Consider the following 23,476-nt stretch of genomic DNA (forward strand, 5'->3'; position numbering starts at 1 on the left):
GATACCTTATGTTAACTCACCCAAAAGACAGCGCGTTGCTGGAAAATGTCACGGAACAGCTGGAAACCGTTGAAGGACGCAGCCTGTGGCAGGATGCGCGGCGGCGTTTTTTGCACAATAAAGCCGCCCTTGCCAGCTTATGCGTACTGTTTTTGATCAGTCTATTTGTAATTTTTGCCCCGATGCTGATGCCGTACCCTTACGACGAACTGGACTTCGGCGCCATTTCCATCGCACCGGAATGGGACAGTATGCACTATTTCGGCACCGATGCCTCCGGCCGCGATTTATTGGTACGCGTGGCGATCGGTGGGCGCATTTCGCTGCTGGTCGGCATCGCCGGCGCGCTTATTGCGGTGCTGATGGGCACCCTTTACGGTGCCACCTCAGGCTATATCGGCGGCAAAACCGATGCCGTGATGATGCGCCTGCTGGAAATTTTAAATTCCTTTCCGTTTATGTTTTTCGTGATTCTGCTGGTTACTTTTTTCGGGCGCAATATTTTCCTGATTTTTGTCGCTATCGGCATGGTTTCCTGGTTGGATATGGCAAGAATCGTGCGCGGTCAGACCCTGAGCCTGAAACAAAAAGAATTTATCGAAGCCGCCATTGTGTGCGGCGTCTCCGCGCGCCAAATCGTCTGGCGGCATATCGTGCCTAACGTATTGGGCGTGGTCGTGGTTTACGCCTCGCTGCTGGTGCCCGGCATGATTTTATTCGAATCCTTTTTAAGTTTTCTCGGTTTAGGCACTCAAGAGCCGCTCAGTAGCTGGGGCGGACTGTTGAACGACGGGGCGAAATCCATGGAAGCGGCGCCTTGGTTATTGGTTTTTCCGGCTCTGTTCTTAGTGATTACCTTATTCTGCTTTAATTTTATCGGCGACGGACTGCGCGACGCGCTCGACCCGAAAGACCGCTGAGCAAGCGCGGTTGGAGTGAATGATGACAACATCAAATTTATTACTGGACGTGCAGGATTTGCGCGTCACCTTTAGCACCCCCGACGGCGATGTCACGGCGGTGAACAATTTAACCTTTTCCCTGCATGCCGGTGAAACGCTCGGCATCGTGGGCGAATCCGGTTCGGGCAAATCGCAGACCGCCTTCGCCCTAATGGGATTGCTGGCAGATAACGGCCGCATTTCCGGTTCGGCAAAATTTAACGGTCGGCAAATCCTGAATCTGCCGGAAGCCCAGCTTAACCGCCTGCGGGCGGAGCAAATCGCCATGATATTTCAGGATCCGATGACGTCGCTGAATCCTTATATGAAAATCGGCGAGCAGCTGATGGAAGTGCTGATGCTGCATAAAGGCATGGATCACAAAACCGCTTTTGAAGAATCGGTGCGGATGCTGGATGCGGTGAAAATGCCCGAATCGCGCAAACGCATGAACATGTACCCGCACGAATTTTCCGGCGGAATGCGCCAGCGCGTGATGATCGCAATGGCACTGCTGTGCCGGCCGAAATTACTGATAGCCGACGAACCCACCACCGCACTGGATGTGACCGTACAGGCGCAGATTATGACTCTGCTAAACGAACTGAAACGCGAATTTAATACCGCCATTATTATGATTACCCACGATCTCGGCGTGGTGGCGGGAATCTGCGATAATGTGCTGGTGATGTATGCCGGCCGCACCATGGAATACGGCAGTGCGGAACAGATTTTCTATACCCCGAGCCATCCCTATTCCATCGGTTTAATCGGTGCGGTGCCGCGGGTGGACAATCAGGAAGACGCGTTGCTGACCATTCCCGGCAATCCGCCGAATTTATTGCACCTGCCCGCCGGCTGTCCGTTCAAACCGCGTTGTGCCTACGCCACGGAAAGCTGTTTACAGGCGCCGGCGCTGAGCGCACTTCCCGACCGGCGGCTGCGCGCCTGCTTTATTTCCGCCGCGCAATTAACCGGAGGTAACGCATCATGAGTGCCGAGAAAAAAACACAGAAAAAAGTCATTTTAGAGGTCAACGAATTAAGCGTTCAGTTCAGCATAAAAAACCGCCAATCCCTGTGGTTTGCCAAACCGCAGCATTTAAAAGCGGTTAATAACGTCTCTTTCCAACTGTATGAGGGCGAAACACTGGGCGTGGTCGGCGAATCGGGCTGCGGCAAATCCACACTGGCGCGCGCCATTATCGGTTTGGTTAAAAGCAGCGCAGGCAAGATCTTATGGCTGGGGCGCGACCTGACTACGCAATCGGAAAAAGACTGGAAAAAGGTGCGCAGCGACATTCAGATGATCTTTCAGGATCCCTTGGCATCGCTCAATCCGCGCATGACCATCGGCAGCATCATCGCCGAACCGCTCCATATTTATCAGCCGCAGTTAAGCAAACAGGAAGTGAAAGAAAAGGTACGCGCCATGATGATGAAAGTCGGTTTGCTGCCGAACCTCATCAACCGCTATCCGCATGAATTTTCCGGCGGGCAATGTCAGCGTATCGGCATTGCGCGGGCGCTGATCGTCGAGCCGAAACTGATTATCTGTGACGAACCGGTCTCCGCGTTAGATGTTTCCATTCAGGCGCAGGTGGTGAATTTGTTGAAATCCCTACAGCGGGAAATGGGCTTATCGCTGATCTTTATCGCGCATGATCTGGCGGTGGTAAAACATATTTCCGATCGCGTGTTGGTGATGTATTTGGGCAATGCGGTGGAACTGGGCGATTATCAGCAGGTCTATCACAACACCAAACACCCTTACACCAAAGCCTTAATGTCGGCGGTGCCGATTCCCGATCCGAAACTGGAACGCCATAAACGGATCCAGTTGCTGGAAGGCGATCTTCCCTCGCCGATCAACCCGCCTTCCGGCTGCGTATTCCGCACCCGCTGCCCGCTGGCGGATCAGCATTGCATCGCCGACAAACCGCTGCTCAAAGGACAGCCCGACCATCTGGTCGCCTGCTTTAAGGCGGAATAAAACGCACATTCAGCACAGCAAAGTGCGGTCGGTTTTTTATCCGTTTTTAAACTCCGCCAGCGTTTCGAATTGGCTGTCGGGGTGATATCGGCGCAGATAACGGCGTAAAACGCACATTAAGCACCGTAAAGCGCGGTCGGTTTTTTATCCGTTTTTAAGCTCCGCCAGCGTTTCGAATTGGTTGCCGGGATGATATCGGCGCAGATAACAGCATAAAACGCATATTCAGCGCGACAAAGTGCGGTCGGTTTTTTTATCCGTTTTCGAGCTGCGCCAGCGTTTCGAATTGGCTGTCGGGATGATATTGGTGCAGATAACGGCGTAAAAAACGCTGCGTCTCCCGGCTGATGATCTCATCCGCCGGCGGATACAGATTATACACCAGCGCATGCAGGGTAATATTGCGTGTCCGGCATGCCAGCAGGCTGAGCAGGGTGTGATTGATGCTGCCCAGTTTGCCCGACGTAACTAAAATCAGCGGGTAGCCGCGGGCGGCGATATAATCCAGCGTGGTTTCGCTGTCGTTATAGGGCACGCACAATCCGCCGGCGCCTTCCAATAACACATAATCGTATTTCTGCGCCAAAAGTGCGGTGGATTTTGCAATGATTTCGGGCTCAATCCGACGCATCTCCCGCGCCGCCGCCAAATGCGGCGAGCAGGGATAATCGAACACATAGGGGCAGGTAATGCCCTGTTTATCTTCTTCGGTCGGCACGATGCCCTGCATGCGGCGGTGGGTCAGCAAATCCTGCGCAATTCCCCGGCAGCCGGTCTGCACCATCTTCTGCGTGATGACGGAAAACCCTTGCCGCATCAGCTTTTGCGCATACCAACCGGTCGCCACGGTTTTCCCGATATCCGTATCGATACCGCTGATAAAAAACACTGTCGCTGTCATACTTATCCTTTTTTCTGTCACGCTAAGCCGAACGCGCCAGCAAATAAACCGGCGCATAAGTTAAACGCACCTGATCGTGCGCGCTGGCAAACTGCCGTTGATATTGCCGGCAAAAATGCTGTAAATCGCCTTTCGTCCACGCCTGCCGGCCGGTGGCGGTGACGCCGGTGTGTTTCAGGTGCCGCAGCACGGCCAACGGGCTGTCAAAGTGCAGCACAATATTTTCCTGTTCTAAGCTGAGCAGCTCAAACCCGGCACTCAACCAGCGGCGCCACTGCGCAGGCGAAGGATAATTCAATCCTACGCCGGTAAGTTGCCTGATTTCGCTCAGATTTTCCGCGCCGAAAGTGCTGAGTAGCAAAAATCCCCGTTTTTTCAACCGCACTTGACAGCGGGCAATAAATCCCGCCGGATCGGCAAACCACTGCACCACCGAGGCGCCGGCAATCAAGTCATATTGTTCAGGCCATGGCAGCCGTTCCGCATCGCCCGCATAAAACCGAAAAGACTGCGGCAAAACCTGCGTTAAGTGCGGTGCGATATCGCACAGATCATTGAGCGTCCAACACTGTGCGTTTAAATGCCGCATGAGCTGTCGGGTCAGCCCGCCGGTGCCGCAGCCGATTTCCAGAATATGCTGAAAATCGCGCCGCTCCATTAGCGGCAATAACGCCGTCAGACGCTGATGAATCCGCTGCTGCGCCAGCGCCTGTTGATCATAATGGGCTAACGCCCGGCTAAAACGCTGCTGAATCCGTCGCTTATCCATTATTCAGTGCCATCCCAACATTGCGCCCAATGATGAAATTGCGGGAAAAGCAGATGTTCGCCGTCAATTTCGCGTATCGGGCAGCGCTGTTGCCAGTAGCGCCGTTGATTCCGCGCCGGGAAAATTTTGTCTTTATTGCCGATCACCGCATGCGTCCAATCAATCAGATCAGTACGCGAATCCTGCCGTAAGGCCTGATAAAGTGCGGTCAGTTCGGCCTCAATTTGTGCAAGCGCAGGGCGCGCTGCAAGCTGTTGGTAGGCGCTGAAGGCCTGCTGATTGCCGCACATGCGGCGTTCGAATTTCAAACGGTTGGCCGCATTTAACCCCGCCACGGTGGCGGCAAAAATGTCACGCGGAATGCCGAAGCGGTCATCGCAAGGCAGCCCGGTGCCATTAATGGCGGTGGCGGAGGTCAGCGCATAAGGCGCCATCACCCGTTCCGCCGCCCAAACGCCCATTGACCACGCCACCAGCCGAATCTGCCGATAGGCGGTAAAGTCAAACTCGCAGTGTAGCTGACTGTAGTCATAACACAGCAAAACATCGTAATTTTGCGGCGCAAGCAAATGCCCGACCGCACTCGGCGGCGTTCCCCAGCCGGCAAAATAGACGATCAAATGCTGCCCATGATAATCAAAATATTGTGTTTTCATCCGGCGCAAGCCTCCAGACAGGCCGCCAGCCCCGCCACTTCTTCAAAGGTCATATCCGCGGTTAATGAAAAACGGATGCGCGAGGTGCCTTGCGGCACAGTCGGCGGGCGGATCGGCAGACAATAATAGCCCTGTTGCCGCAGCCGCTGCGCCAGCTTCACCGTGCGGTCGTTATCGCCCACAATATAAGGCACAATGCAGCTTTCGCTCGGCATCGGCACATCGAACGTGCGCGCAATATGCCGGCGTAAATTATCGCTCAGCTGCGCCAGATGCCGGCGACGGGCGGCAAAGTGCGGTAGTTTTTGGTACAGAAATAAACTCCATGCCACATTCAGCGGCGGCAGCGCGGTGGAAAAAATCAGCGGGCGCATGTGGTTCACCAGATAATCCTTCATCACCTGATCGCACACCACATAAGCGCCCATGGAAGCCAAGGCTTTGCCGAACGTCCCGACCAGAAAATCAATCTGCCCGCAACACTGCAACGGTTCGGCAAGTCCCAGTCCCTGTTCGCCGTAAACGCCGACGGCGTGGGCTTCGTCCACATACAGCAGCAGATTATCAAACTGCTTTTTCAGACCGACCAGCCGGGTTAAATCCGCCAGATCGCCGTCCATGCTGAATACCGATTCGGTCACTACAATCATGCGCGTGAAAGAGCGGTGGTGTTTGTGCAGAATCTGTTCCAAATGGGCATAATCGTTGTGGCGGTAACGCAGAAAATCCGCGCCGCTTAAGCGGATGCCGTCGATCAGGCTGGCATGCACCAGTTTATCGGCGACGATCAGCGTTTTCTTGCGCGCTATCGCCGGTAAAATCCCGATGTTAGCATGATAACCGCTGTTGAACAGCAATGCGCTTTGGCGCTGAAAACGCTGGGCGAGCAGGGTTTCCAGCTGCTGATATGCGGGAAAGGAGCCGGTTAATAAACGGGAGGAAGATGAGGTTAAGTGCGGTAATGCTTCCGCGTATCGGGCAAAAAACGCCTGTTTTAAGGCGCTGTCGTTCGCCAGCCCCAGATAATCGTTGGAAGACAGATTCAGCATGCGGCGCCCGTCCTGTTCGATATAGCGTCCGCAATGGTTCAATTCGGGCAGACGACGAAACTGTCCGATTTCCTGTAAATGCGTTAATTCCTGATAAAAATCAGTCACATGATTCATGATAAACGTCCCTGATCACCGCCAGCAAGCCGCCGGTCAGGCGGGATAACTGTTCCGTTGTAATAATAAACGGCGGCATAATGTAAACCAAGCGTCCGAAAGGCCGCAGCCAAATACCTTTGGCGACAAATTCGGGCTGTAGCCGCGCTATATTAACAGGTTCTTTCATCTCAAGTACACCGATCGCCCCCAGAACGCGGACCTCTCGCACCGATTTAAACCGCGCGGCGGGCGCCAGTTCGGCTTTCAGCTGACGTTCGATATGACGGACTTTGGTTTGCCAGTCGCTGGCCAGCAGTAAATCGATCGAGGCGCAGGCGATGGCACATGCCAGCGGATTGCCCATAAAAGTCGGGCCGTGCATAAAACATTGCGCCTCACCATTGCAGATAGTCTGTGCCACCGTTTGCGTGGTCACGGTGGCGGAAAGGGTCATATAACCGCCGGTCAGCGCCTTGCCCAGACAGATAATATCAGGCGTTATCGCGGTATATTCGGTGGCGAACAGTTTGCCCGTGCGCCCGAAGCCGGTGGCGATTTCATCGAAAATCAGCAATACGCCGTACTGATCGCATAAGGCGCGGGCGTTTTCCAGATAACGCGGCGAATAGAAATACATTCCGCCGGCGCCCTGCACCACCGGTTCCAGAATTAAGCCGGCGATTTCCTCACCGTGCCGCGCCAATAAATCGCGCAGCGGCTGCATATCCTGTTCGTTCCAAGGCTTGCCGAACGCCGTTTGCGGCTGCGGCAGAAAATACTGCACCGGCAGGCAGGCGGAAAACAGTTGGTGCATGCCGGTAACCGGATCGCACACCGACATGGCATGCCAGGTATCGCCGTGATAACCTGCCCGAATGGTGGCGAATTTGCCGCGTTTGCCCTCGCCTTTGGCCTGCTGATACTGCAACGCCATTTTCATCGCTACTTCCACCGCCACCGAGCCGCTGTCGGCAAAAAAGATTTTATCCAGCCCGTCGGGCAACAGCTTAACCAGACGCTGCGCCAGCTCGCCCGCCGGATCATGAGTAAAACCGCCGAACATAATATGGCTCATTTTCGCCAGCTGCGCGGCCGCCGCCTGATTGAGCGCAGGGTGATTATAACCGTGCAGCGCCGCCCACCAAGATGACATGCCGTCGATCAGGCGCTGACCGTTTTTCAGCGTAATCATCACACCGTCGGCGCGTTCCACCGCATACATCGGCATGTCAGAATCCATCGCGGCATAAGGATGCCAGAGGTGTTGTTTATCCAGTTGCAGTAAATCCTGTTCGTTCATAAGTGCGGTTCGATTTTCCCTGATTTTTTTAAACAGGCTACCCTACCGCGATTTCGCCGCCAAGGCAAGGCATTCGGCTTGCCGTTGCACAAGTGAAATAAGTTGTTATAATCCCAACTCAAATTTCATTGAGGGAATCGTTATGTATAACGCTGAAAAAAAACAACCTGATTACTGGCAGCGCCTTAAAATCGCCTTTCAATATGTGATGCCGCAGCTTTATTTAACCCGTCTGGCGGGCTGGTTTGCCAAGCAGCAATGGGGCGCGGTGACCCATTGGGTGATTAAACTTTTCGCCAAAAAATATGGTGTCAATATGGCGGAAGCGGCCAAAACCGAATTTAGCGATTATGCCAGTTTTAACGCGTTTTTTATTCGCCCGCTGGCGGACGATGCGCGAAAAATCGAGCAAAATCCGACCGCACTTTGCCTGCCGGCGGACGGCCGTATCAGCCAGCTGGGGCATATTGATGACAATTTATTATTGCAGGCGAAAGGGCATTATTTCCGGCTGGAAGATTTACTGGCGGGCGATCAGACATTGGTCGAGGCCTTTAAAAACGGCGAGTTCGTCACCACCTATTTATCGCCGCGCGATTATCACCGCGTGCATATGCCGTGCGATGCCACATTACGCAAAATGATTTATGTTCCGGGCGATCTGTTCTCGGTCAATCCGTTTTTAGCGGAACATGTGCCTAATCTGTTTGCCCGTAATGAGCGGGTAATCTGCCTGTTTGATACGCCGTTCGGTGCAATGGTGCAGATTCTGGTGGGCGCCACCATCACCGCCAGCATCAGCACCAGCTGGGCGGGCGTGATTAATCCGCCGCGCGCAAAAGAGGTGAAAACCTGGACTTACGAAGGTGAAAGCGCAATAACATTCACCAAAGGACAAGAAATGGGCGCGTTTCAGCTGGGTTCGACGGTTATCAATCTGTTTCAATCCGGCCGGGTTGTACTGGCGGATAATCTGAGCGTGGATGTGCCGGTGCGCGTCGGCGAAGTATTAGGCTATAAAAAATAATTTTTAACCATAAGGAAAAATAATGACAGCACAATTTTTTGCACAAATCAGTTTAGATGATGTCTCGGCCAAAGGCAGTTACGGCATCGGTTTACAAATCGGCCAGCAGTTGATCGACAGCAAACTGGCGGTCAAGGCCGAAGCGGTGGCAAAAGGCATTTATGACGCCCTAAACGGCAATGCGCCGGCTCTGGATTTAAACCAAGTCGGTCAGGCGTTACAACAATTGCAGCAACAGGCAGCACAAGCCGCTCAGGCGCAGTTCAAGCAGGTTGAAGAAGCCGGCAAGCAATTCCTTGAGGAAAATGCGAAAAAAGACGGCGTACAGATCACCGACAGCGGCCTGCAATATGAAGTATTGGTGGAAGGCAAAGGCGCGGTGCCGAGCCGTCAGGATCAGGTGCGCGTGCATTACACCGGCACCTTAATCGACGGCAGCGTGTTCGACAGTTCGGTGCAACGCGGTCAACCGGCGGAATTTCCGGTCAGCGGCGTCATCGCCGGCTGGGTTGAGGCGCTCTCGATGATGCCGGTCGGTTCAAAATGGAAACTGACCATTCCTCATCAATTAGCCTACGGCGAACGCGGCGCCGGCGCCTCTATTCCGCCGTTCAGCACGCTGGTGTTCGAAGTGGAATTACTTGATATTCTGTAAACCGCACAACGAAAAAGCAGCCCGCGCTGCTTTTTCACTTTTCAAATTACGACAAACTTAACCGCGGGCAAACATTCTGCGTTCTTTTTCAATCCCGAAAATTATTGCTCCCTTTAATCTGCCCGCCATCCGCGCTAAAGCACGATCATATCGTCGCGGTGCACCGCCACGGCGCCATATTCATAGCCGAGAATTTGTTCGATTTCCTGCGATTTTCGCCCTTTGATTAACGATAACGCGTCGCTGTTATAACGCGCCATCCCCAAGGCAATCGCTTTTCCGCCGCGGGTACAGATTTTCACCACTTCGCCGCGCGAAAAACGCCCTTCCACCGCCACAATGCCCGCCGGTAATAAGGATTTATACTGAATCAGCACCGCACTTTCCGCCCCGTCGTCAATAATCAGCGTGCCGGCGGAAGGCGCGGCAAACAGCCATTGCTTACGGCTTTCCAGATGATCGGTCTGCGCGCAGAAACGGGTGCCGATCGACTCGCCATAGGCCAAATCCACAATCACATTGGCGCGATTGCCCGGCGCAATAATGGTTTCCACCCCGGAACGGGTAGCCACATCCGCGGCGATCACCTTGGTGGACATCCCGCCGGTCCCCAGATGAGTGCCGCTGCCGCCGGCGATAGCACGAATATGATCGGTAATTTTTTCCACTTGCGGAATCAGTTGCGCCGCCGGATTTTTGCGCGGATCGCTGTCGAACAGGCCTTGTTGGTCGGTCAGTAAATACAGTTGCTCCGCCTGCGCCAAAATGGCAACCAACGCCGACAGATTATCATTATCGCCGACTTTGATCTCCGCCGTCGCCACCGCGTCATTTTCATTAATCACCGGAATAATGTGATTATCCAGCAGCGCGTGCAGGGTGTCGCGCGCATTTAAAAAACGCTCGCGATCTTCAATATCGGCGCGGGTCAGCAAAATCTGCCCGATATGAATATCATAAATGGCGAACAATTGTTCCCAGGTTTGGATTAATTGACTTTGCCCCACCGCGGCCAGCAATTGTTTTGAGGCAATGGTCGGCGGTAGTTGCGGGTGAGCCAGATAATGCCGCCCGGCCGCCATGGCGCCGGAAGTGACGATAATCATCCGAAAACCGGCGCGATGCAGCTGCGTAATCTGCCGTACGATTTCCATCATATGCGGGCGGTTTAATTTCGGCGTACCCTGAGTTAAGGTGCTGGTACCGAATTTCACCACGATCGTTTTCTGATTTGTTACATTTTCCATGATTTTGCGTTCTGTGAATTAAGCGTCGCCATAAATTAGCATTAAAAAGTTAAAAAATCATCCGATTTCCACCGCACTTCCATGACTTAGAACAAATTTTATTTTTATCAAGTGAATATAATAAAAGCGAGTTTATCGTCATGGGATCGGATAATGGAAACACAATGCGAACAAAGTGCCCAACACCAGCGCGAAGTGACCCGGCTGTGTGTTCAGGTCGCCTTAATGCTGCTGCAATACGGCGCGGAAAGCACTATCGTGGTGCAAATGGCGCACCGTTTGGGGCTGGCGCTGGGGATGGACAGCGTGGAATGCGCACTGACGCCGAACGCGGTGATCCTGACCACCTTATATCAGGGACACTGTATCACCACCGCGCGCAAAAACGCGGACAAAGGCATTAATATGCAGGTGGTGACCGAAGTGCAGCGCGTGGTGATTACCGCCGAACATAAAATTTACGGCATTCATCAGGTGCGCGAACGTCTGGCGCGGATCAAACCGCTGAAATACAACCGCTATTTCGTGGTGCTGATGATCGGGCTGTCCTGCGCCAGCTTTGCCCATTTATCCGGCGGCGATGCGCTGATTTCGCTGATCACCTTTTTCGCTGCGGCGGGCGCGATGTATGTGCGGCAAAGCCTTGCCCAGCGTCATTACAATCCGTTGATCGTCTTTTCCATCACCGCCTTTGTCGCCTCAATCATTTCGGGCATGGCGTTAAAATATCACCTCGGCAATGATCCGCAAATCGCACTGGCCTCCAGCGTTTTGCTGCTGGTGCCCGGTTTTCCGCTGATTAACTCGCTGGCGGATATTCTGAAAGGGCATGTCAATATGGGACTGGGGCGCTGGACCATCGCCACCATTCTGACGTTCGGCGCCTGTCTGGGCATTGTGTTCGCCCTCAGTCTGCTGAACATCACCAGTTGGGGGCGCTAAGATGATCGAATTATTACTGCACTTAGCCGACGATATGTTCTTCGCCGCCATTCCCGCCGTCGGGTTTGCTTTGGTTTTCAACGTGCCGCCGCAAGCGCTGAAATACTGCGCGATTTTAGGCGCGCTGGGACACGGGCTGCGCACCTTGCTGGTGCATTTCGATATGCCACTGGTCTTCGCCACTTTTTTAGGCGCCAGCCTGATCGGCTTTATCGGCGTGCAGCTCTCGCACCGCTATCTGGCACACCCGAAAGTGTTCACCGTCGCCGCCATTATCCCGATGATCCCCGGCGTCTATGCCTACAAAGCGATGATCGCCATCGTACAGATTCACCATTACGGCTTTTCCGATCAGCTGTTCACGCAAATGATTGACTATTTTATCAAAACCGGGTTTATTCTGGGCGCCATCGTTTTCGGCCTGGCATTGCCGGGATTATTGTTCTATCGTCAGAAACCTGTGGTATAGTAAGAGCCCGTAATCAAGACAGACAGAGAGACAGCATGACTTTAAGCCTTATCGTCGCCATGACCCGCAACCGCGTCATCGGCAAAGACAACCGAATGCCCTGGCATCTGCCGGCGGATCTCGCGTGGTTCCGCCAACAGACCACTGGAAAACCGGTGATTATGGGGCGCAAAACCTTTGAAAGCATCGGACGGCCGCTGCCGAAGCGCACCAATATCGTGCTGTCCCGCACGCCGTATCGACACAAGGGCGTTATCTGGCAACCCGATTTCCAAAGTGCGGTGGATTTTGTGCAAGATTCGCCGGAAATTCTGCTGATCGGCGGCGGCCAACTGTTCAGCCAATATCTTCCCGCGGCGGATAAACTGTACCTCACCGAAATTCAGACCGAACTCGACGGCGACACCTTCTTCCCCGCCATTCATCTGCCGGACTGGCACACCGAATTTGACACCTACCGCCCCGCCGACAACGACAATCCTTACGATTGCCGCTTTTTAATTTTGCGCCGGAAGGGGTAGCGGTAATCCGCTATTTCTTCTGACATGTCGGGCAAAAGAAACTGTTGCGCTGTCCGATCACTACACTTTCGATTTTTGTGCCGCACTTCGGGCAGGGGCGGGCTTTATGGCCGTAAACCTGCAATTCCTGCGCGAAATAACCCGGTTTGCCGTCGGGTTGCAAAAAATCTTTTAATGTCGTTCCGCCCTGTTGAATGGCGCGGGTCAATTCCTGTTTAATGGTGTGAACGAGGCGTTCGCACTGCGCTTTGGTCAGCGTTTTTGCCGTTTTCTGCGGATGCAGTCCGCATAAGAACAAACTTTCGTTGGCATAAATATTGCCGACGCCCACCACCACGGCGTTGTCCATTAAAAAGGTTTTCAGTGCGGTCTGTTTTTTGCGTGATTTTTTAAACAGATAATCCGCATTAAATGCGTCGCTAAGCGGTTCGGGGCCGAGTTTCAGAAACAGGTGAAAATCCGTCAGGTTATCCGTCCACAGCCAGGCGCCGAAACGGCGCGGGTCGTTATAACGCAGCAATTTGCCGTTATTCATCACAATATCCAGATGATCATGCTTTTCCACCGGGCTTGCATGCGGCACAATCCGCACCGAACCGGACATGCCCAGATGGCCGATAATATAGCCTTGCGGCGTATGAATAATCAGGTATTTGGCGCGGCGCGAAAGTGCGGTCACTTTTTGGCCGGAAAGTTGCAGTAATTCGGGGCTTACCGGCCAGCGCAGTTTGGCCTGACGCACAACAATTTTTTCAATCGTAAACCCTTTCAGATAAGGGCTTACACCGTTAAGCGCGGTTTCAACTTCGGGAAGTTCAGGCATTGCAGTTCTCTTATCACCAATGGAGGAAACGACATAAGGCGAATTATAGCCCATTTTGCGGGCAATAAAAAACCCGAACAGGTCGGGCTTTTTAAGTTGGTAAGAGCTAAATTATTTGATTTTAGCTTCTTTATAAACAACGTGTTTACGCACGACCGGATCAAATTTTTTGATTTCCATTTTTTCCGGCATATTACGTTTGTTTTTCGTTGTGGTATAGAAATGACCGGTTTCAGCAGTTGAAACTAAACGGATTTTTTCACGAGCACCTTTAGCTGCCATTTTTTAGCTCCTTAGATTTTCTCGCCACGGGCACGGATGTCAGCCAATACTGCATCGATACCTTTTTTATCAATAATACGCATACCTTTTGCGGTTAAACGCAAAGTTACGAAACGGTTTTCACTCTCAACCCAGAAACGGTGAGTGTGTAAGTTAGGTAGAAAACGACGACGTGTCGCGTTCAACGCGTGAGAGCGGTTGTTACCGACTGCCGGACGCTTGCCTGTGACTTGACAGACTCTAGACATACTAATCTCCAATAAATCAAATATAAGCTCGAGCTTAGGGTTCGGATTACTTCGAAATCGCAACGATTCCGACGCTACCTCGTCAGGCCGCGATAACCGACCCGTACTATATTAAAGGTGGCAAATTATACTGACTTTATTCATGATTCTCAAGTCAAAATACGCCGTTGTGTCAAATAAATGATAAAAATTTGCCCAAAAGCCGGTCGGGATCAGAAAACGATCTCAGATCCAACCGTTTTCGGAAAAGGAAAAATAATCGCCCTTACCAATCACAAAATGATCCAGTACGCGGATTTCCACCAGCTCCGCCGCCTGTTTGATAGTTTCGGTGATTTTCCGATCCGAAGCGCTGGGCTGCGCCACGCCGGAGGGATGATTGTGCGCCAGAATCAGCGCCGCCGCATTGCAGGTTAATGCGCTTTTTACAATTTCACGCGGATAAACCGCCGCGCTGTTAATGGTGCCTAAAAACATCTCTTCTTTTTTTATCAAACGGTGCTGATTATCCAGAAACAGCACCAGAAAAACTTCCCGTTCTTTATGCGCCAGCTCCGCCTGTAAATAGGTGCGCACCGTTTCCGGCGCGTTAAAGGTATGGCTGATTTCCAGTTGCTGCAATAAATAGCGCTTGGTCATCTCCGTGCAGGCGCGCAGCTGGATAAACTGCGTGACGCCCAGTCCTTTTACCGCGCAGAACTCTTGCCGTTCGGCGCTGATTAACGCGCGCAAACAACCGAAATGCGCCAGTACATGATGCGACAGCTGCATCACCGGGCAGTTTTTAATGCCGGTACGCAGGAAAATCGCCAGCAATTCCGCATCGCTCAGCGCAGCGGCGCCCAAACGCAACAGTTTTTCGCGCGGCATCAATTCGTTCATGCGTCTTCCCTCAACAATACATGACCTTACTCTGACGGAATGCGCACCGGCCGGCGAGACGATCATGCCGATTTTGCGCGCCGGATCGCAAAATGAATTTTTTCTTTGCCAAAATTACAGTAAAATGAACCGCACTTTTTGATTGTGATTAAAGGCTAACCATGCAACATATTCAGGGAAAACGCGTCCTAGTGGGGATTACCGGCGGGATCGCCGCCTATAAAACCATTGAACTGATCCGGCTGCTGCGCAAAAATGAAGCGCAGGTGCGCGTGGTGCTGACTCCGGCGGCAGCGGAATTCGTCACGCCGTTAACGCTACAGGCGATTTCCGGGCACGCGGTGGCGCAATCGCTGTTGGATCCGCAGGCGGAGCTGGCAATGGGTCATATCGAGCTGGCAAAATGGGCGGAAGTGGTGGTTATCGCCCCGGCCAGCGCGGATTTTATCGCCCGGCTCAATGCGGGCATGGCCAATGATCTGCTTTCCACCCTGTGTCTTGCCACCGCAGCGCCGATTTTGCTGGCGCCGGCCATGAATCAGCAAATGTATCGCCAGCCCGTCACCCAACAAAATTTACGCCGCCTGACTGAGCGTGGCATTTATACCGTCGGGCCGAACAGCGGCGAACAGGCGTGCGGCGATGTGGGATTCGGTCGGATGTCGGAACCGGCGGAAATTTACACCGCACTTTCCGAACTCGTCAATAAACCGTTGGATCTGCAAGGGTTAAATGTTGTCGTTACCGCCGGCCCGACCCGTGAAGCCATTGATCCGGTGCGCTATATCAGCAACCACAGTTCGGGCAAAATGGGCTTTGCGATTGCGCAGGCCTTTGCCGAAAGAGGGGCGAGCGTCACCTTAATCGCCGGGCCGGTTAATTTACCGACACCCCATCAGGTGAAACGGATTGATGTTATTTCCGCGCAGGAAATGTATGCGCAGTCGATGCAAAGTGCGGTGGAAAACCATCTGTTTATCGGTTGTGCGGCGGTCGCCGATTATCGTCTGGCACAAGTGGCGCCACAAAAAATCAAAAAAAGCGCCGAAAATGATGCGTTAACGCTTAATTTAGTGAAAAATCCCGATATTATCGCCGCGGTCGCCCGCTTAACCGAACGGCGTCCGTTTGTGGTCGGTTTCGCCGCCGAAACGCAACATATCGAACACTATGCCAAAGATAAATTGCAGCGTAAAAATCTGGATCTGATTTGCGCGAACGATGTTTCCGACGGGCAGGGATTCAATGCCGAGCAAAACGCGCTGCATTTATACTGGCGCGACGGCGACCATGCGTTGCCGAAAAGCGACAAAACGGACTTGGCCCGGCAGTTAGTGCAGCACATTATCGAACGCTATAATCGATCCTCTCAACAAGAATAAAAAAGGAACAACATGAAAAAAATCGATGTAAAAATTCTCGATCAACGCATCGGCTCGCAATTTCCGCTACCGACCTATGCCACCGCAGGCTCGGCGGGACTTGATTTGCGCGCATTGCCGGAACAAAGTATTGAATTGGCACCGGGCGCAACCGCATTGATCCCGACCGGTTTATCCGTTTACATTGCCGATCCCAATCTGGCGGCGGTGATTCTGCCGCGTTCGGGCTTAGGCCACAAACACGGGATCGTGTTGGGCAATTTAGTTGGGCTGATTGATTCGGATTATCAGGGCCCTTTAATGGTTTCAGTGTGGAACCGCGGTAGCCAGCCGTTTAGAATTGAAGTGGGCGATCGCATTGCGCAATTGGTTTTCGTTCCGGTGGTGCAGGCCCAGTTCAATATCGTCAATGACTTTGACCAAACCGAACGCGGCGAAGGCGGTTTCGGTCATTCGGGTACGCAATAATGGAGAAACCGGCCAAACGCAGCGTCAAAGAGCGCCGTCAGCAAGTGCTCACCGTACTGACCCATATGCTGCATTCGGAACGGGGCATGGAACGGATGACCACCGCACGTCTGGCGCAGGAAGTCGGGGTGTCCGAAGCGGCGCTGTATCGCTATTTTCCGAGCAAAACCAAGATGTTCGAGGCGCTCATCGACAATATCGAAACCAATTTGCTCAGCCGCATTGCGCATTCCATCAAAAATGAAACCAACACCATGCAGCGCATCCGTGATATTATGCAGATGATTTTGGATTTCGCGCGCAAAAATCCGGGTCTGACCCGCGTGCTGACCGGTCATGCGCTGATGTTCGAAGATGCCCGCCTGCAGGCTCGGGTGGCGCAGTTTTTTGATCGTCTGGAGCTGCAATTCGTCAATATTCTGCAAATGCGCAAACTGCGTGAAGGCAAAGCCTTCGCCGCAGACGAACGCACCATTGCGGCTTATCTGGTGACATTTTGTGAAGGACAGTTTATGCGCTATGTGCGTTCCAACTTCCGTCACAGCCCGAATCAGGGCTTTGAGCAGCAATGGAAACTGATTGAAGTGCTATTTGCATAATCCGAATTTTTAGGTAACATTATGATTATCCCCTGGCAGACACTGAAAGAAGAGACGTTACTGAATATCGTAGAAAGTTTCGTGCTGCGCGAAGGTACCGATTACGGCGCCGCAGAACTCTCTTTAGAGCAGAAAACGCAGAATCTGTTAACCGCGATCCGTCAGGGAAAGGTAGTGATAGTCTGGTCAGAATTACATCAATCCATTGATATCAAAAATAAAATGGAATTTCTTAAGTAACGGAAACATAACATTACGGGGGCTTCAGTGCAAGAACAGCAAGGTCAAATGACACAATCAATGGATCCAACCTTAGAATGGTTTCTTTCACATTGTCACATTCACAAATATCCGTCCAAAAGCACATTAATTCACGCCGGCGAGAAAGCGGAAACCCTTTATTATCTGATCAAAGGCTCCGTTGCCGTGCTGGTTAAAGATGAGGACGGCAAAGAAATGATCCTGACGTATCTCAGTCAAGGTGATTTTTTCGGTGAGGCCGGTTTGTTTGAAGAAGGTCAGTCGCGCTCCGCTTGGGTAAAAGCCAAAAGCTCCTGTGAGATCGCGGAAATTTCCTATAAAAAATTCCGCCAGCTCATTCAGGTTAACCCTGAAATTCTGATGTATCTGTCCGCCCAGCTCGCCCGCCGCCTGCAAAACACTTCAAGACAGGTCAGCAATCTGGCGTTTTTAGACGTCACCGGACGCATTGCGCAAACCTTATTGAATCTGGCCAAAATGCCGGATGCCATGACGCATCCCGACGGAATGCAGATTAAAATTACCCGTCAGGAAATCGGCCAAATGGTCGGCTGTTCGCGCGAGACCGTCGGGCGAATTCTGAAAATGCTGGAAGATCAACATCTGATTTCCGCCCACGGCAAAACCATTGTGGTGTACGGCACCCGCTAATCCGGCCGACAAAAAAAGCAAAAAGTGCGGTGAAAATCACCGCACTTTTTTGTATTCCACGCAAGTTATCACTGCCCGGTTAACGCCAGAAACGCCTCTTCCGTGAGAAGCTGTACGCCCAACTCCTGTGCTTTAGTCAATTTCGAGCCGGCGTTTTCCCCGGCAAGTACGAAATCGGTTTTTGCCGACACGCTGCCGCTGACTTTCGCGCCCAGCTGCTGCAACAGGGCTTTCGCCTCATTGCGCCCCATGCGGCTTAATGTGCCGGTCAGCACGACGGTTTTACCTTTCAGCGGGTTGTCTGCCGCCTCGTTGCTTTCCACATCGTCCCAATGTACGCCCTGAGCGATTAAATCCTCGACCACTGCCACATTATGCGCCTCGCGCCAGAAAACATAAATGCGGTTCGCCACCACTTCGCCCACATCCGGCACCTCCCGCAGCGCCTCGATGTCCGCCGCTTTCAAGGCGTTAAGACATTTAAAATGATTAGCCAGATTCAGCGCCGTCGCCTCGCCCACATCACGAATACCCAACGCGAAAATAAAGCGCGCCAAGGTGGTTTTTTTCGCTTTTTGCAGGCTGTTTAGCGCGTTTTCGGCAGATTTCGACCCCATGCGTTCCAAACGCATTAACTGCGCCGCATCCAGTTTAAACAAATCCGCCGGCGTGCGAATCAGTTCGCGATCCACCAATTGTTCAATCAGTTTCGCTCCGACGCCGTCAATATCCATGGCTCTGCGCGAAACGAAATGCTTCAACGCTTCTTTGCGCTGAGCCGCACAAATCAAACCGCCGGTACAACGCGCCACCGCTTCGCCTTCGATACGCACAATCTGCGAATCGCACACCGGGCAAGTCTGCGGAAAGACGATCGGTTGAGCATCCGCCGGTCGGCGTTCATGCAAAACGCCGATAATCTGCGGGATCACATCACCGGCGCGACGAATAATCACCGTATCGCCGATCGCAATATCCAGCCGCGCGATTTCATCGCCGTTATGCAGCGTGGCGTTGCTGACGGTAACACCGGCGACAAAAACCGGTTGCAGCTTCGCCACCGGCGTAATCGCACCGGTGCGTCCGACCTGAAATTCCACCGCGTTTAAAATCGTCAGTTCTTCCTGCGCCGGAAATTTATAGGCAATCGCCCAACGCGGCGCTTTCGAGATAAAGCCCAGTTGTTGTTGCAGCGCAATGTCATTGATTTTCAGCACGGTGCCGTCAATATCATAGCCTAAGGTAGTGCGCTTGCCGGCAATCGTGCGGTAAAAATCCAGCGCCTGTTGCGCGCCGTTGCACAGGCGGATTTCAGGATTTACCGGGATACCGATGGATTTCAGCCATTGCAGACGTGCAAAATGGGTATCCGGCAGGCGCACGCCTTCGGCGATGCCGATACTATACGCATTGAGTACCAACGGGCGACGGCTGGTGATTTTCGGGTCAAGCTGGCGCAACGAGCCGGCGGCGGCATTGCGCGGGTTGGCGAAGGTTTTTTCGCCCTTTGCCAGCGCCTCTTCGTTCAGTTTTTCAAATCCGGCCTGCGGCATAAATACCTCGCCGCGCACTTCCAGACGAGCCGGCGGATTATCGGTTAATAAACGCAGCGGAATATTGCGCACGGTGCGGATATTGGCGGTAATATCTTCGCCCGTCATTCCGTCGCCACGCGTCGCCGCCTGCGTCAATTGACCGTTCACATACAAAATGCTCACCGCTAGCCCGTCCAGTTTCGGTTCGCAGCAAAACGTCAGCGCTTCCGGCAATAACGGCAGGCGATCCTCAATCCGTTTGACGAAGGCATAAAACTCCGCATCGGAAAAGGCATTATCCAGCGACAGCATCGGAATTTCATGGGTAATCTGCGCAAAACCGGCCAACGGCTTGGCACCGACCCGCTGAGTCGGCGAGTTTGCGTCGGCAAATTCGGGATGCGCCTGCTCCAGCGCTTTCAGCCGGTGAAACAAACGGTCGTATTCCGCATCGGGAATCAGCGGATTATCCAAGACGTGATATTGATATTCATGATAGCGTAAGCTGTTTCTCAAGGCTTCGATTTGTTGTGAAACCGATTCGGGCATAATACATTCCTTATAAAAAAACCGCCGATATTCGCACCGCACTTTCGTGTTGCCGGCGCCCTGCAAACGACTTTCGCGCAAACAGGCGGCGGCTTATTATAGCAATTAGCCGGGCGAATACCTATGTTTAAAAATAACAATCCGCACTCAGGTCAAAGCCTCAAGTGCGGATTAAAAGTGCGGTGAAATTATTCGCCGTTTTCAGCTTAGGCGGAAACCCGGCTTAAATAATCCTTTTCCGCCTGTTCATTGAAAATAGCCTGTTGATCCGTCAGCACGAACCCGCCCAGTTCGTCGGCAATGGTTTTTGCCGCGCGAATCATCATGCGCAGGTTGGCCAGATCATTACCGTGCGACGGCAGCTGCATAAATAACGCGATGCCCACAGTATAGAAATCCGCCATATTCTCCGCATCAAAGGTACCCGGCTGCTGAATATTCGCCGCACTGAATAAAACCGGGCTGGCGACACTGAGATCCAAATGGCGGTGGTAAATCTGCTGCTCGCCGAAAATAAACCCGAGATCGTCTAAAACCTGAGCAAGATTGCTGCCGTTAAACTCGCGGTTTTCCGGCGCCACCACATACAGCATGAGAAACGCGTTCGCCGGCTTCTCCTGCCCCGCGTTATCGGCCGGCGCCGTTTGCGCTGAACTCGCCGCGGGTTCGTCCGGCTCGGAAAACGGTTTTTGCGCCGCCTCGGCCAGCTGTTCACGCAACGCGACGGAAGACGAATTAATACCTTCGTTGACATCGACGGAAGATTCGATATCGGCAATCGTGCGCTCGCCTAAATGGGAATGCTGCGTGTAAGACGGCGGCTCAATAGTGGCATTGACCGGCTGCGGCGAATCCGGCAGGCTGATTTTGATCCGGCTGACCGCCTGTTCCACATTGAGGGTTTCCTGCCCGGCGACAGACTGCGCGCTTTCAAAATCCAGATTTTGCTGAGTCGGCTGCGGCGGACGGGATTCGCTGCGGGAATAATCCGGTACGGGGGTTTGCAGGTTCGGATTCGGATTAACATTGTCCTGCGCCTGACGAATACGGGAATCTTTGGTAAAGGTATTGGCATTCTGGAAATAGCGGGATTTTTCACGGCGGTTTGCCCATAAGCCGTGCGCGACTAAAATAATTAATGCGATTACACCTAAAATAATTAAAATCGTATTTAAATCCATTATCTCTTCTCCCATTGCGTCTGCGGGCGAAACATTACAAATTGCGGTTAGCTTACCATATTTTCTCAATCCGATGATATGCAAAAATTGATTTTTTTCACCGCACTTTGCTATTCTTAAGCGCCTATTTTATGCAGGAAACTTATTATGTTACAAACAACCGAATTCAAGCTGGGATTTCATTATTTTGTGCTCGGCTGGCACTTAATCGCACAGAAAGGTTTACGCCGCTTTGTGATTATGCCGATTTTACTCAACATACTGCTGTTAGGCGGTTTATTCTGGCTTTTTCTGTCGCAAATGGAATCGCTGATCGACGGCATTGTCAGCTATATTCCGGACTGGCTGAGCTGGCTCGGCGCCGTTTTGCTGGTATTATCCGTCTTTATGGTGCTGATTTTGTTTTACTTTATTTTCACCACCCTGTCCGGCTTTATCGCCGCCCCGTTTAACGGGCTTTTGGCGGAAAAAGTGGAGAACAGGCTGACCGGGGAAACGCTGATTGACATGAATACGCTGGATTTTATTAAAGATATTCCGCGGATGTTACGGCGCGAATGGCAAAAACTGGTTTACAGTTTGCCTAAATTTATCCTGCTGTTTTTGCTCAGTTTTATTCCGCTGCTCGGGCAAACGCTGATTCCGCTGCTGACGTTTTTATTCAGCGCCTGGATGATGGCGATTCAATACTGCGACTACCCTTTTGATAACCACAAAATTCCGTTTTCCGTAATGCGGGACGAACTGAGCGGTAAACAAACCTTAAATATTACTTTCGGCACCTTCGTCACGCTCTGTACGCTGGTGCCGGGCGTCAATCTGGTGATTATTCCGGTTGCGGTCTGCGGCGCCACCGCCATGTGGACGGAACAATACCGCACACGACTGCTGCATCGTGCCAACAGCACCGAAGGCAGCACGCTGCCCGGCAGATTCGGCGCCGGCAGCCCGTCGGTTAAATAGCATTTGGTTATAAAATATAGCCAATAACTATTTTTTGATTATTAAACCTTATGTTAAAACTAGTATCCGCTTAATACAAAAAACCAAAAGGGGAGAGAACATGACCATCTATGCAGACAATTCCTATGCTATCGGTAACACACCTTTAGTCCGTTTAAAACACTTCGGTCATAACGGTAACGTTGTGGCCAAAATTGAAGGCCGCAACCCGAGTTTCAGCGTGAAATGCCGTATCGGCGCCAATATGATCTGGCAGGCGGAAAAAGACGGTACACTGACTAAAAATAAAGAAATCGTCGATGCCACCAGCGGCAACACCGGTATCGCGCTGGCTTACGTTGCCGCCGCCCGCGGTTATAAAATCACCCTGACCATGCCGGAAACCATGAGCCTTGAACGCAAACGCTTATTGCGCGGTCTGGGCGTGAATCTGGTACTGACCGAAGGGGCGAAAGGCATGAAAGGCGCTATCGCCAAAGCGGAAGAAATCGTTGCCTCCGATCCGAACCGTTATATCATGCTGAAACAGTTTGAAAATCCGGCTAACCCGGCCATTCATCAGGAAACTACCGGCCCGGAAATCTGGCAGGGCACCGACGGTAAAGTGGATGTTGTGGTCGCCGGCGTCGGCACCGGCGGTACGATTACCGGTATCAGCCGCTACATCAAACAGGATCAGGGCAAAAAAATCATCTCCGTCGCGGTGGAACCGGAAGAATCCCCGGTTATCACGCAAACCTTAGCGGGCGAAGAAGTCAAACCGGGTCCGCATAAAATTCAAGGCATCGGCGCCGGATTCATTCCAAAAAATCTGGATTTATCCTTAATCGACCGGGTAGAACGCGTCAGCAGCGACGTCGCTATCGCCACCGCTCGTCGCTTAATGGCCGAAGAAGGCATTTTAGCCGGTATTTCCTCCGGTGCCGCCGTAGCCGCCGCGGATCGTCTGGCAAAACTGCCCGAATTTGCCGATAAACTCATTGTGGTGATTCTGCCTTCCGCCGCGGAACGCTATTTAAGCACGGCCTTATTTGAAGGTATTGAGGGCTAACGATTTTCCCCTTTACGGTTAGCTTTCCGAGGT

27 protein-coding genes are annotated in these 23,476 nt (G+C 52.5%); 15 read left to right on the forward strand and 12 right to left on the reverse strand.

Features of this window, described 5'->3' with window-relative positions:
• Positions 1–8 precede the first annotated feature (8 nt).
• From oppC to oppF, 3 genes are read left to right on the forward strand one after another with little or no spacing between them, the layout of a single operon-like run.
• Positions 9–920: an oligopeptide ABC transporter permease OppC gene (oppC, locus tag ACESOH_RS09675; protein WP_032093034.1), complete on the forward strand. Its 912-nt coding sequence runs from the start codon at positions 9–11 to the stop codon at positions 918–920.
• 22 nt (positions 921–942) lie between these two features.
• A complete protein-coding gene (locus ACESOH_RS09680; RefSeq protein ID WP_373101025.1) occupies positions 943–1,935 on the forward strand; it encodes an ABC transporter ATP-binding protein in 993 nt (330 codons plus the stop codon).
• Positions 1,932–2,933, forward strand: coding sequence for a murein tripeptide/oligopeptide ABC transporter ATP binding protein OppF (gene oppF / locus ACESOH_RS09685; RefSeq protein ID WP_373100951.1), 1,002 nt, complete (start codon positions 1,932–1,934; stop codon positions 2,931–2,933). Before ACESOH_RS09680 ends, oppF begins: the two co-directional genes overlap by 4 nt.
• Before the next feature lie 253 nt (positions 2,934–3,186).
• Here oppF and bioD read toward each other — a convergent pair whose 3' ends face one another.
• From bioD to bioA, 5 genes are read right to left on the reverse strand one after another with little or no spacing between them, the layout of a single operon-like run.
• Positions 3,187–3,834 (reverse strand): dethiobiotin synthase, encoded by a 648-nt coding sequence (bioD, locus tag ACESOH_RS09690; RefSeq protein ID WP_373100952.1) that lies wholly within the window; start codon positions 3,832–3,834, stop codon positions 3,187–3,189.
• A gap of 22 nt (positions 3,835–3,856) precedes the next feature.
• Positions 3,857–4,603 carry a malonyl-ACP O-methyltransferase BioC gene (gene bioC / locus ACESOH_RS09695; protein WP_373100953.1) on the reverse strand — a complete coding sequence of 249 codons (747 nt, stop codon included), beginning with the start codon at positions 4,601–4,603 and terminating at the stop codon, positions 3,857–3,859.
• Positions 4,603–5,259 carry a pimeloyl-ACP methyl esterase BioG family protein gene (locus tag ACESOH_RS09700; RefSeq protein ID WP_373100954.1) on the reverse strand — a complete coding sequence of 219 codons (657 nt, stop codon included), beginning with the start codon at positions 5,257–5,259 and terminating at the stop codon, positions 4,603–4,605. The genes bioC and ACESOH_RS09700 overlap by 1 nt, the downstream gene beginning before the upstream one ends.
• Positions 5,256–6,416: an 8-amino-7-oxononanoate synthase gene (locus ACESOH_RS09705; RefSeq protein WP_373101026.1), complete on the reverse strand. Its 1,161-nt coding sequence runs from the start codon at positions 6,414–6,416 to the stop codon at positions 5,256–5,258. Before ACESOH_RS09705 ends, ACESOH_RS09700 begins: the two co-directional genes overlap by 4 nt.
• Positions 6,409–7,707, reverse strand: a complete 1,299-nt coding sequence (gene bioA / locus ACESOH_RS09710; protein ID WP_373100955.1) for an adenosylmethionine--8-amino-7-oxononanoate transaminase — start codon at positions 7,705–7,707, stop codon at positions 6,409–6,411. Before bioA ends, ACESOH_RS09705 begins: the two co-directional genes overlap by 8 nt.
• Positions 7,708–7,849: 142 nt before the next feature.
• Here bioA and asd point away from each other — a divergent pair, with 142 nt between their 5' ends.
• Both asd and bamJ read left to right on the forward strand, forming a co-directional pair.
• Positions 7,850–8,734, forward strand: coding sequence for an archaetidylserine decarboxylase (asd, locus tag ACESOH_RS09715; RefSeq protein WP_373100956.1), 885 nt, complete (start codon positions 7,850–7,852; stop codon positions 8,732–8,734).
• Positions 8,735–8,756: 22 nt separating this feature from the next.
• Positions 8,757–9,389, forward strand: a complete 633-nt coding sequence (bamJ, locus tag ACESOH_RS09720; protein WP_373100958.1) for a BamJ family beta-barrel-assembly machinery protein — start codon at positions 8,757–8,759, stop codon at positions 9,387–9,389.
• Between the two features lie 134 nt (positions 9,390–9,523).
• Here bamJ and proB read toward each other — a convergent pair whose 3' ends face one another.
• Positions 9,524–10,636 carry a glutamate 5-kinase gene (proB, locus tag ACESOH_RS09725; protein ID WP_032093749.1) on the reverse strand — a complete coding sequence of 371 codons (1,113 nt, stop codon included), beginning with the start codon at positions 10,634–10,636 and terminating at the stop codon, positions 9,524–9,526.
• A 153-nt stretch (positions 10,637–10,789) separates the two neighbouring features.
• Here proB and ACESOH_RS09730 point away from each other — a divergent pair, with 153 nt between their 5' ends.
• From ACESOH_RS09730 to folA, 3 genes are read left to right on the forward strand one after another with little or no spacing between them, the layout of a single operon-like run.
• Positions 10,790–11,578, forward strand: a complete 789-nt coding sequence (locus tag ACESOH_RS09730) for a threonine/serine exporter family protein (RefSeq protein WP_032093748.1) — start codon at positions 10,790–10,792, stop codon at positions 11,576–11,578.
• A gap of 1 nt (position 11,579) precedes the next feature.
• Positions 11,580–12,047, forward strand: coding sequence for a threonine/serine exporter family protein (locus ACESOH_RS09735; RefSeq protein ID WP_084703497.1), 468 nt, complete (start codon positions 11,580–11,582; stop codon positions 12,045–12,047).
• Between the two features lie 35 nt (positions 12,048–12,082).
• The gene (gene folA / locus ACESOH_RS09740; protein ID WP_373100959.1) at positions 12,083–12,568 is read left to right on the forward strand and encodes a type 3 dihydrofolate reductase; all 486 of its coding nucleotides are present in this window, start codon (positions 12,083–12,085) and stop codon (positions 12,566–12,568) included.
• Positions 12,569–12,578: 10 nt separating this feature from the next.
• On the opposite strand, the gene mutM is transcribed toward folA, so the two are convergent.
• From mutM to radC, 4 genes are all read right to left on the reverse strand, one after another.
• Positions 12,579–13,391 carry a bifunctional DNA-formamidopyrimidine glycosylase/DNA-(apurinic or apyrimidinic site) lyase gene (mutM, locus tag ACESOH_RS09745; RefSeq protein WP_373100960.1) on the reverse strand — a complete coding sequence of 271 codons (813 nt, stop codon included), beginning with the start codon at positions 13,389–13,391 and terminating at the stop codon, positions 12,579–12,581.
• Between the two features lie 111 nt (positions 13,392–13,502).
• Positions 13,503–13,673 carry a 50S ribosomal protein L33 gene (gene rpmG / locus ACESOH_RS09750; RefSeq protein ID WP_005544948.1) on the reverse strand — a complete coding sequence of 57 codons (171 nt, stop codon included), beginning with the start codon at positions 13,671–13,673 and terminating at the stop codon, positions 13,503–13,505.
• Between the two features lie 11 nt (positions 13,674–13,684).
• A complete protein-coding gene (rpmB, locus tag ACESOH_RS09755; RefSeq protein WP_011201102.1) occupies positions 13,685–13,921 on the reverse strand; it encodes a 50S ribosomal protein L28 in 237 nt (78 codons plus the stop codon).
• A gap of 225 nt (positions 13,922–14,146) precedes the next feature.
• Positions 14,147–14,803 carry a RadC family protein gene (gene radC, locus ACESOH_RS09760; RefSeq protein WP_373100961.1) on the reverse strand — a complete coding sequence of 219 codons (657 nt, stop codon included), beginning with the start codon at positions 14,801–14,803 and terminating at the stop codon, positions 14,147–14,149.
• 161 nt (positions 14,804–14,964) lie between these two features.
• On the opposite strand from radC, the gene coaBC reads away from it, so the two are divergent.
• Genes coaBC through crp form a run of 5 tightly spaced genes read left to right on the forward strand, consistent with a single transcriptional unit; the run spans position 14,965 to position 18,164 of the window.
• Positions 14,965–16,185, forward strand: coding sequence for a bifunctional phosphopantothenoylcysteine decarboxylase/phosphopantothenate--cysteine ligase CoaBC (coaBC, locus tag ACESOH_RS09765; RefSeq protein WP_373100962.1), 1,221 nt, complete (start codon positions 14,965–14,967; stop codon positions 16,183–16,185).
• A gap of 12 nt (positions 16,186–16,197) precedes the next feature.
• Complete coding sequence (gene dut, locus ACESOH_RS09770; protein WP_373100963.1) at positions 16,198–16,653, forward strand: dUTP diphosphatase; 456 nt, start codon at positions 16,198–16,200, stop codon at positions 16,651–16,653.
• Positions 16,653–17,252 (forward strand): nucleoid occlusion factor SlmA, encoded by a 600-nt coding sequence (gene slmA / locus ACESOH_RS09775; RefSeq protein WP_032094082.1) that lies wholly within the window; start codon positions 16,653–16,655, stop codon positions 17,250–17,252. Before dut ends, slmA begins: the two co-directional genes overlap by 1 nt.
• Positions 17,253–17,273: 21 nt before the next feature.
• Complete coding sequence (locus ACESOH_RS09780; RefSeq protein ID WP_032094081.1) at positions 17,274–17,492, forward strand: YheU family protein; 219 nt, start codon at positions 17,274–17,276, stop codon at positions 17,490–17,492.
• Between the two features lie 48 nt (positions 17,493–17,540).
• A complete protein-coding gene (crp, locus tag ACESOH_RS09785; protein WP_373100964.1) occupies positions 17,541–18,164 on the forward strand; it encodes a cAMP-activated global transcriptional regulator CRP in 624 nt (207 codons plus the stop codon).
• 68 nt (positions 18,165–18,232) lie between these two features.
• Here the strand turns inward: crp and ligA are convergent, their stop codons facing one another.
• Positions 18,233–20,248 carry an NAD-dependent DNA ligase LigA gene (ligA, locus tag ACESOH_RS09790; protein WP_373100965.1) on the reverse strand — a complete coding sequence of 672 codons (2,016 nt, stop codon included), beginning with the start codon at positions 20,246–20,248 and terminating at the stop codon, positions 18,233–18,235.
• 206 nt (positions 20,249–20,454) lie between these two features.
• Positions 20,455–21,429 carry a cell division protein ZipA gene (zipA, locus tag ACESOH_RS09795; protein ID WP_373101027.1) on the reverse strand — a complete coding sequence of 325 codons (975 nt, stop codon included), beginning with the start codon at positions 21,427–21,429 and terminating at the stop codon, positions 20,455–20,457.
• Between the two features lie 147 nt (positions 21,430–21,576).
• Here zipA and cysZ point away from each other — a divergent pair, with 147 nt between their 5' ends.
• Both cysZ and cysK read left to right on the forward strand, forming a co-directional pair.
• Positions 21,577–22,392 carry a sulfate transporter CysZ gene (gene cysZ / locus ACESOH_RS09800; protein ID WP_373100966.1) on the forward strand — a complete coding sequence of 272 codons (816 nt, stop codon included), beginning with the start codon at positions 21,577–21,579 and terminating at the stop codon, positions 22,390–22,392.
• 100 nt (positions 22,393–22,492) lie between these two features.
• Complete coding sequence (cysK, locus tag ACESOH_RS09805) at positions 22,493–23,443, forward strand: cysteine synthase A (RefSeq protein ID WP_032094077.1); 951 nt, start codon at positions 22,493–22,495, stop codon at positions 23,441–23,443.
• Positions 23,444–23,476: the final 33 nt, after the last annotated feature.

This window comes from Necropsobacter rosorum (assembly GCF_964241405.1).
Lineage (GTDB): Bacteria > Pseudomonadota > Gammaproteobacteria > Enterobacterales > Pasteurellaceae > Necropsobacter > Necropsobacter rosorum.

Bases quoted from the DNA above. Each gene is read 5' to 3' on its own strand.
- oppF (WP_373100951.1), top strand. From the start codon at position 1,932: ATGAGTGCCGAGAAAAAAACACAGAAAAAAGTCATTTTAGAGGTCAAC.
- bioC (WP_373100953.1), bottom strand. From the start codon at position 4,603: ATGGATAAGCGACGGATTCAGCAGCGTTTTAGCCGGGCGTTAGCCCAT.
- radC (WP_373100961.1), bottom strand. From the start codon at position 14,803: ATGAACGAATTGATGCCGCGCGAAAAACTGTTGCGTTTGGGCGCCGCT.
- ACESOH_RS09680 (WP_373101025.1), top strand. From the start codon at position 943: ATGACAACATCAAATTTATTACTGGACGTGCAGGATTTGCGCGTCACC.
- proB (WP_032093749.1), bottom strand. From the start codon at position 10,636: ATGGAAAATGTAACAAATCAGAAAACGATCGTGGTGAAATTCGGTACC.
- dut (WP_373100963.1), top strand. From the start codon at position 16,198: ATGAAAAAAATCGATGTAAAAATTCTCGATCAACGCATCGGCTCGCAA.
- ACESOH_RS09730 (WP_032093748.1), top strand. From the start codon at position 10,790: ATGGAAACACAATGCGAACAAAGTGCCCAACACCAGCGCGAAGTGACC.
- mutM (WP_373100960.1), bottom strand. From the start codon at position 13,391: ATGCCTGAACTTCCCGAAGTTGAAACCGCGCTTAACGGTGTAAGCCCT.
- crp (WP_373100964.1), top strand. From the start codon at position 17,541: ATGACACAATCAATGGATCCAACCTTAGAATGGTTTCTTTCACATTGT.
- rpmB (WP_011201102.1), bottom strand. From the start codon at position 13,921: ATGTCTAGAGTCTGTCAAGTCACAGGCAAGCGTCCGGCAGTCGGTAAC.
- ACESOH_RS09735 (WP_084703497.1), top strand. From the start codon at position 11,580: ATGATCGAATTATTACTGCACTTAGCCGACGATATGTTCTTCGCCGCC.
- cysK (WP_032094077.1), top strand. From the start codon at position 22,493: ATGACCATCTATGCAGACAATTCCTATGCTATCGGTAACACACCTTTA.
- ligA (WP_373100965.1), bottom strand. From the start codon at position 20,248: ATGCCCGAATCGGTTTCACAACAAATCGAAGCCTTGAGAAACAGCTTA.
- folA (WP_373100959.1), top strand. From the start codon at position 12,083: ATGACTTTAAGCCTTATCGTCGCCATGACCCGCAACCGCGTCATCGGC.
- bioD (WP_373100952.1), bottom strand. From the start codon at position 3,834: ATGACAGCGACAGTGTTTTTTATCAGCGGTATCGATACGGATATCGGG.
- oppC (WP_032093034.1), top strand. From the start codon at position 9: ATGTTAACTCACCCAAAAGACAGCGCGTTGCTGGAAAATGTCACGGAA.
- rpmG (WP_005544948.1), bottom strand. From the start codon at position 13,673: ATGGCAGCTAAAGGTGCTCGTGAAAAAATCCGTTTAGTTTCAACTGCT.
- coaBC (WP_373100962.1), top strand. From the start codon at position 14,965: ATGCAACATATTCAGGGAAAACGCGTCCTAGTGGGGATTACCGGCGGG.
- slmA (WP_032094082.1), top strand. From the start codon at position 16,653: ATGGAGAAACCGGCCAAACGCAGCGTCAAAGAGCGCCGTCAGCAAGTG.
- asd (WP_373100956.1), top strand. From the start codon at position 7,850: ATGTATAACGCTGAAAAAAAACAACCTGATTACTGGCAGCGCCTTAAA.
- bamJ (WP_373100958.1), top strand. From the start codon at position 8,757: ATGACAGCACAATTTTTTGCACAAATCAGTTTAGATGATGTCTCGGCC.
- ACESOH_RS09780 (WP_032094081.1), top strand. From the start codon at position 17,274: ATGATTATCCCCTGGCAGACACTGAAAGAAGAGACGTTACTGAATATC.
- ACESOH_RS09700 (WP_373100954.1), bottom strand. From the start codon at position 5,259: ATGAAAACACAATATTTTGATTATCATGGGCAGCATTTGATCGTCTAT.
- bioA (WP_373100955.1), bottom strand. From the start codon at position 7,707: ATGAACGAACAGGATTTACTGCAACTGGATAAACAACACCTCTGGCAT.
- zipA (WP_373101027.1), bottom strand. From the start codon at position 21,429: ATGGATTTAAATACGATTTTAATTATTTTAGGTGTAATCGCATTAATT.
- cysZ (WP_373100966.1), top strand. From the start codon at position 21,577: ATGTTACAAACAACCGAATTCAAGCTGGGATTTCATTATTTTGTGCTC.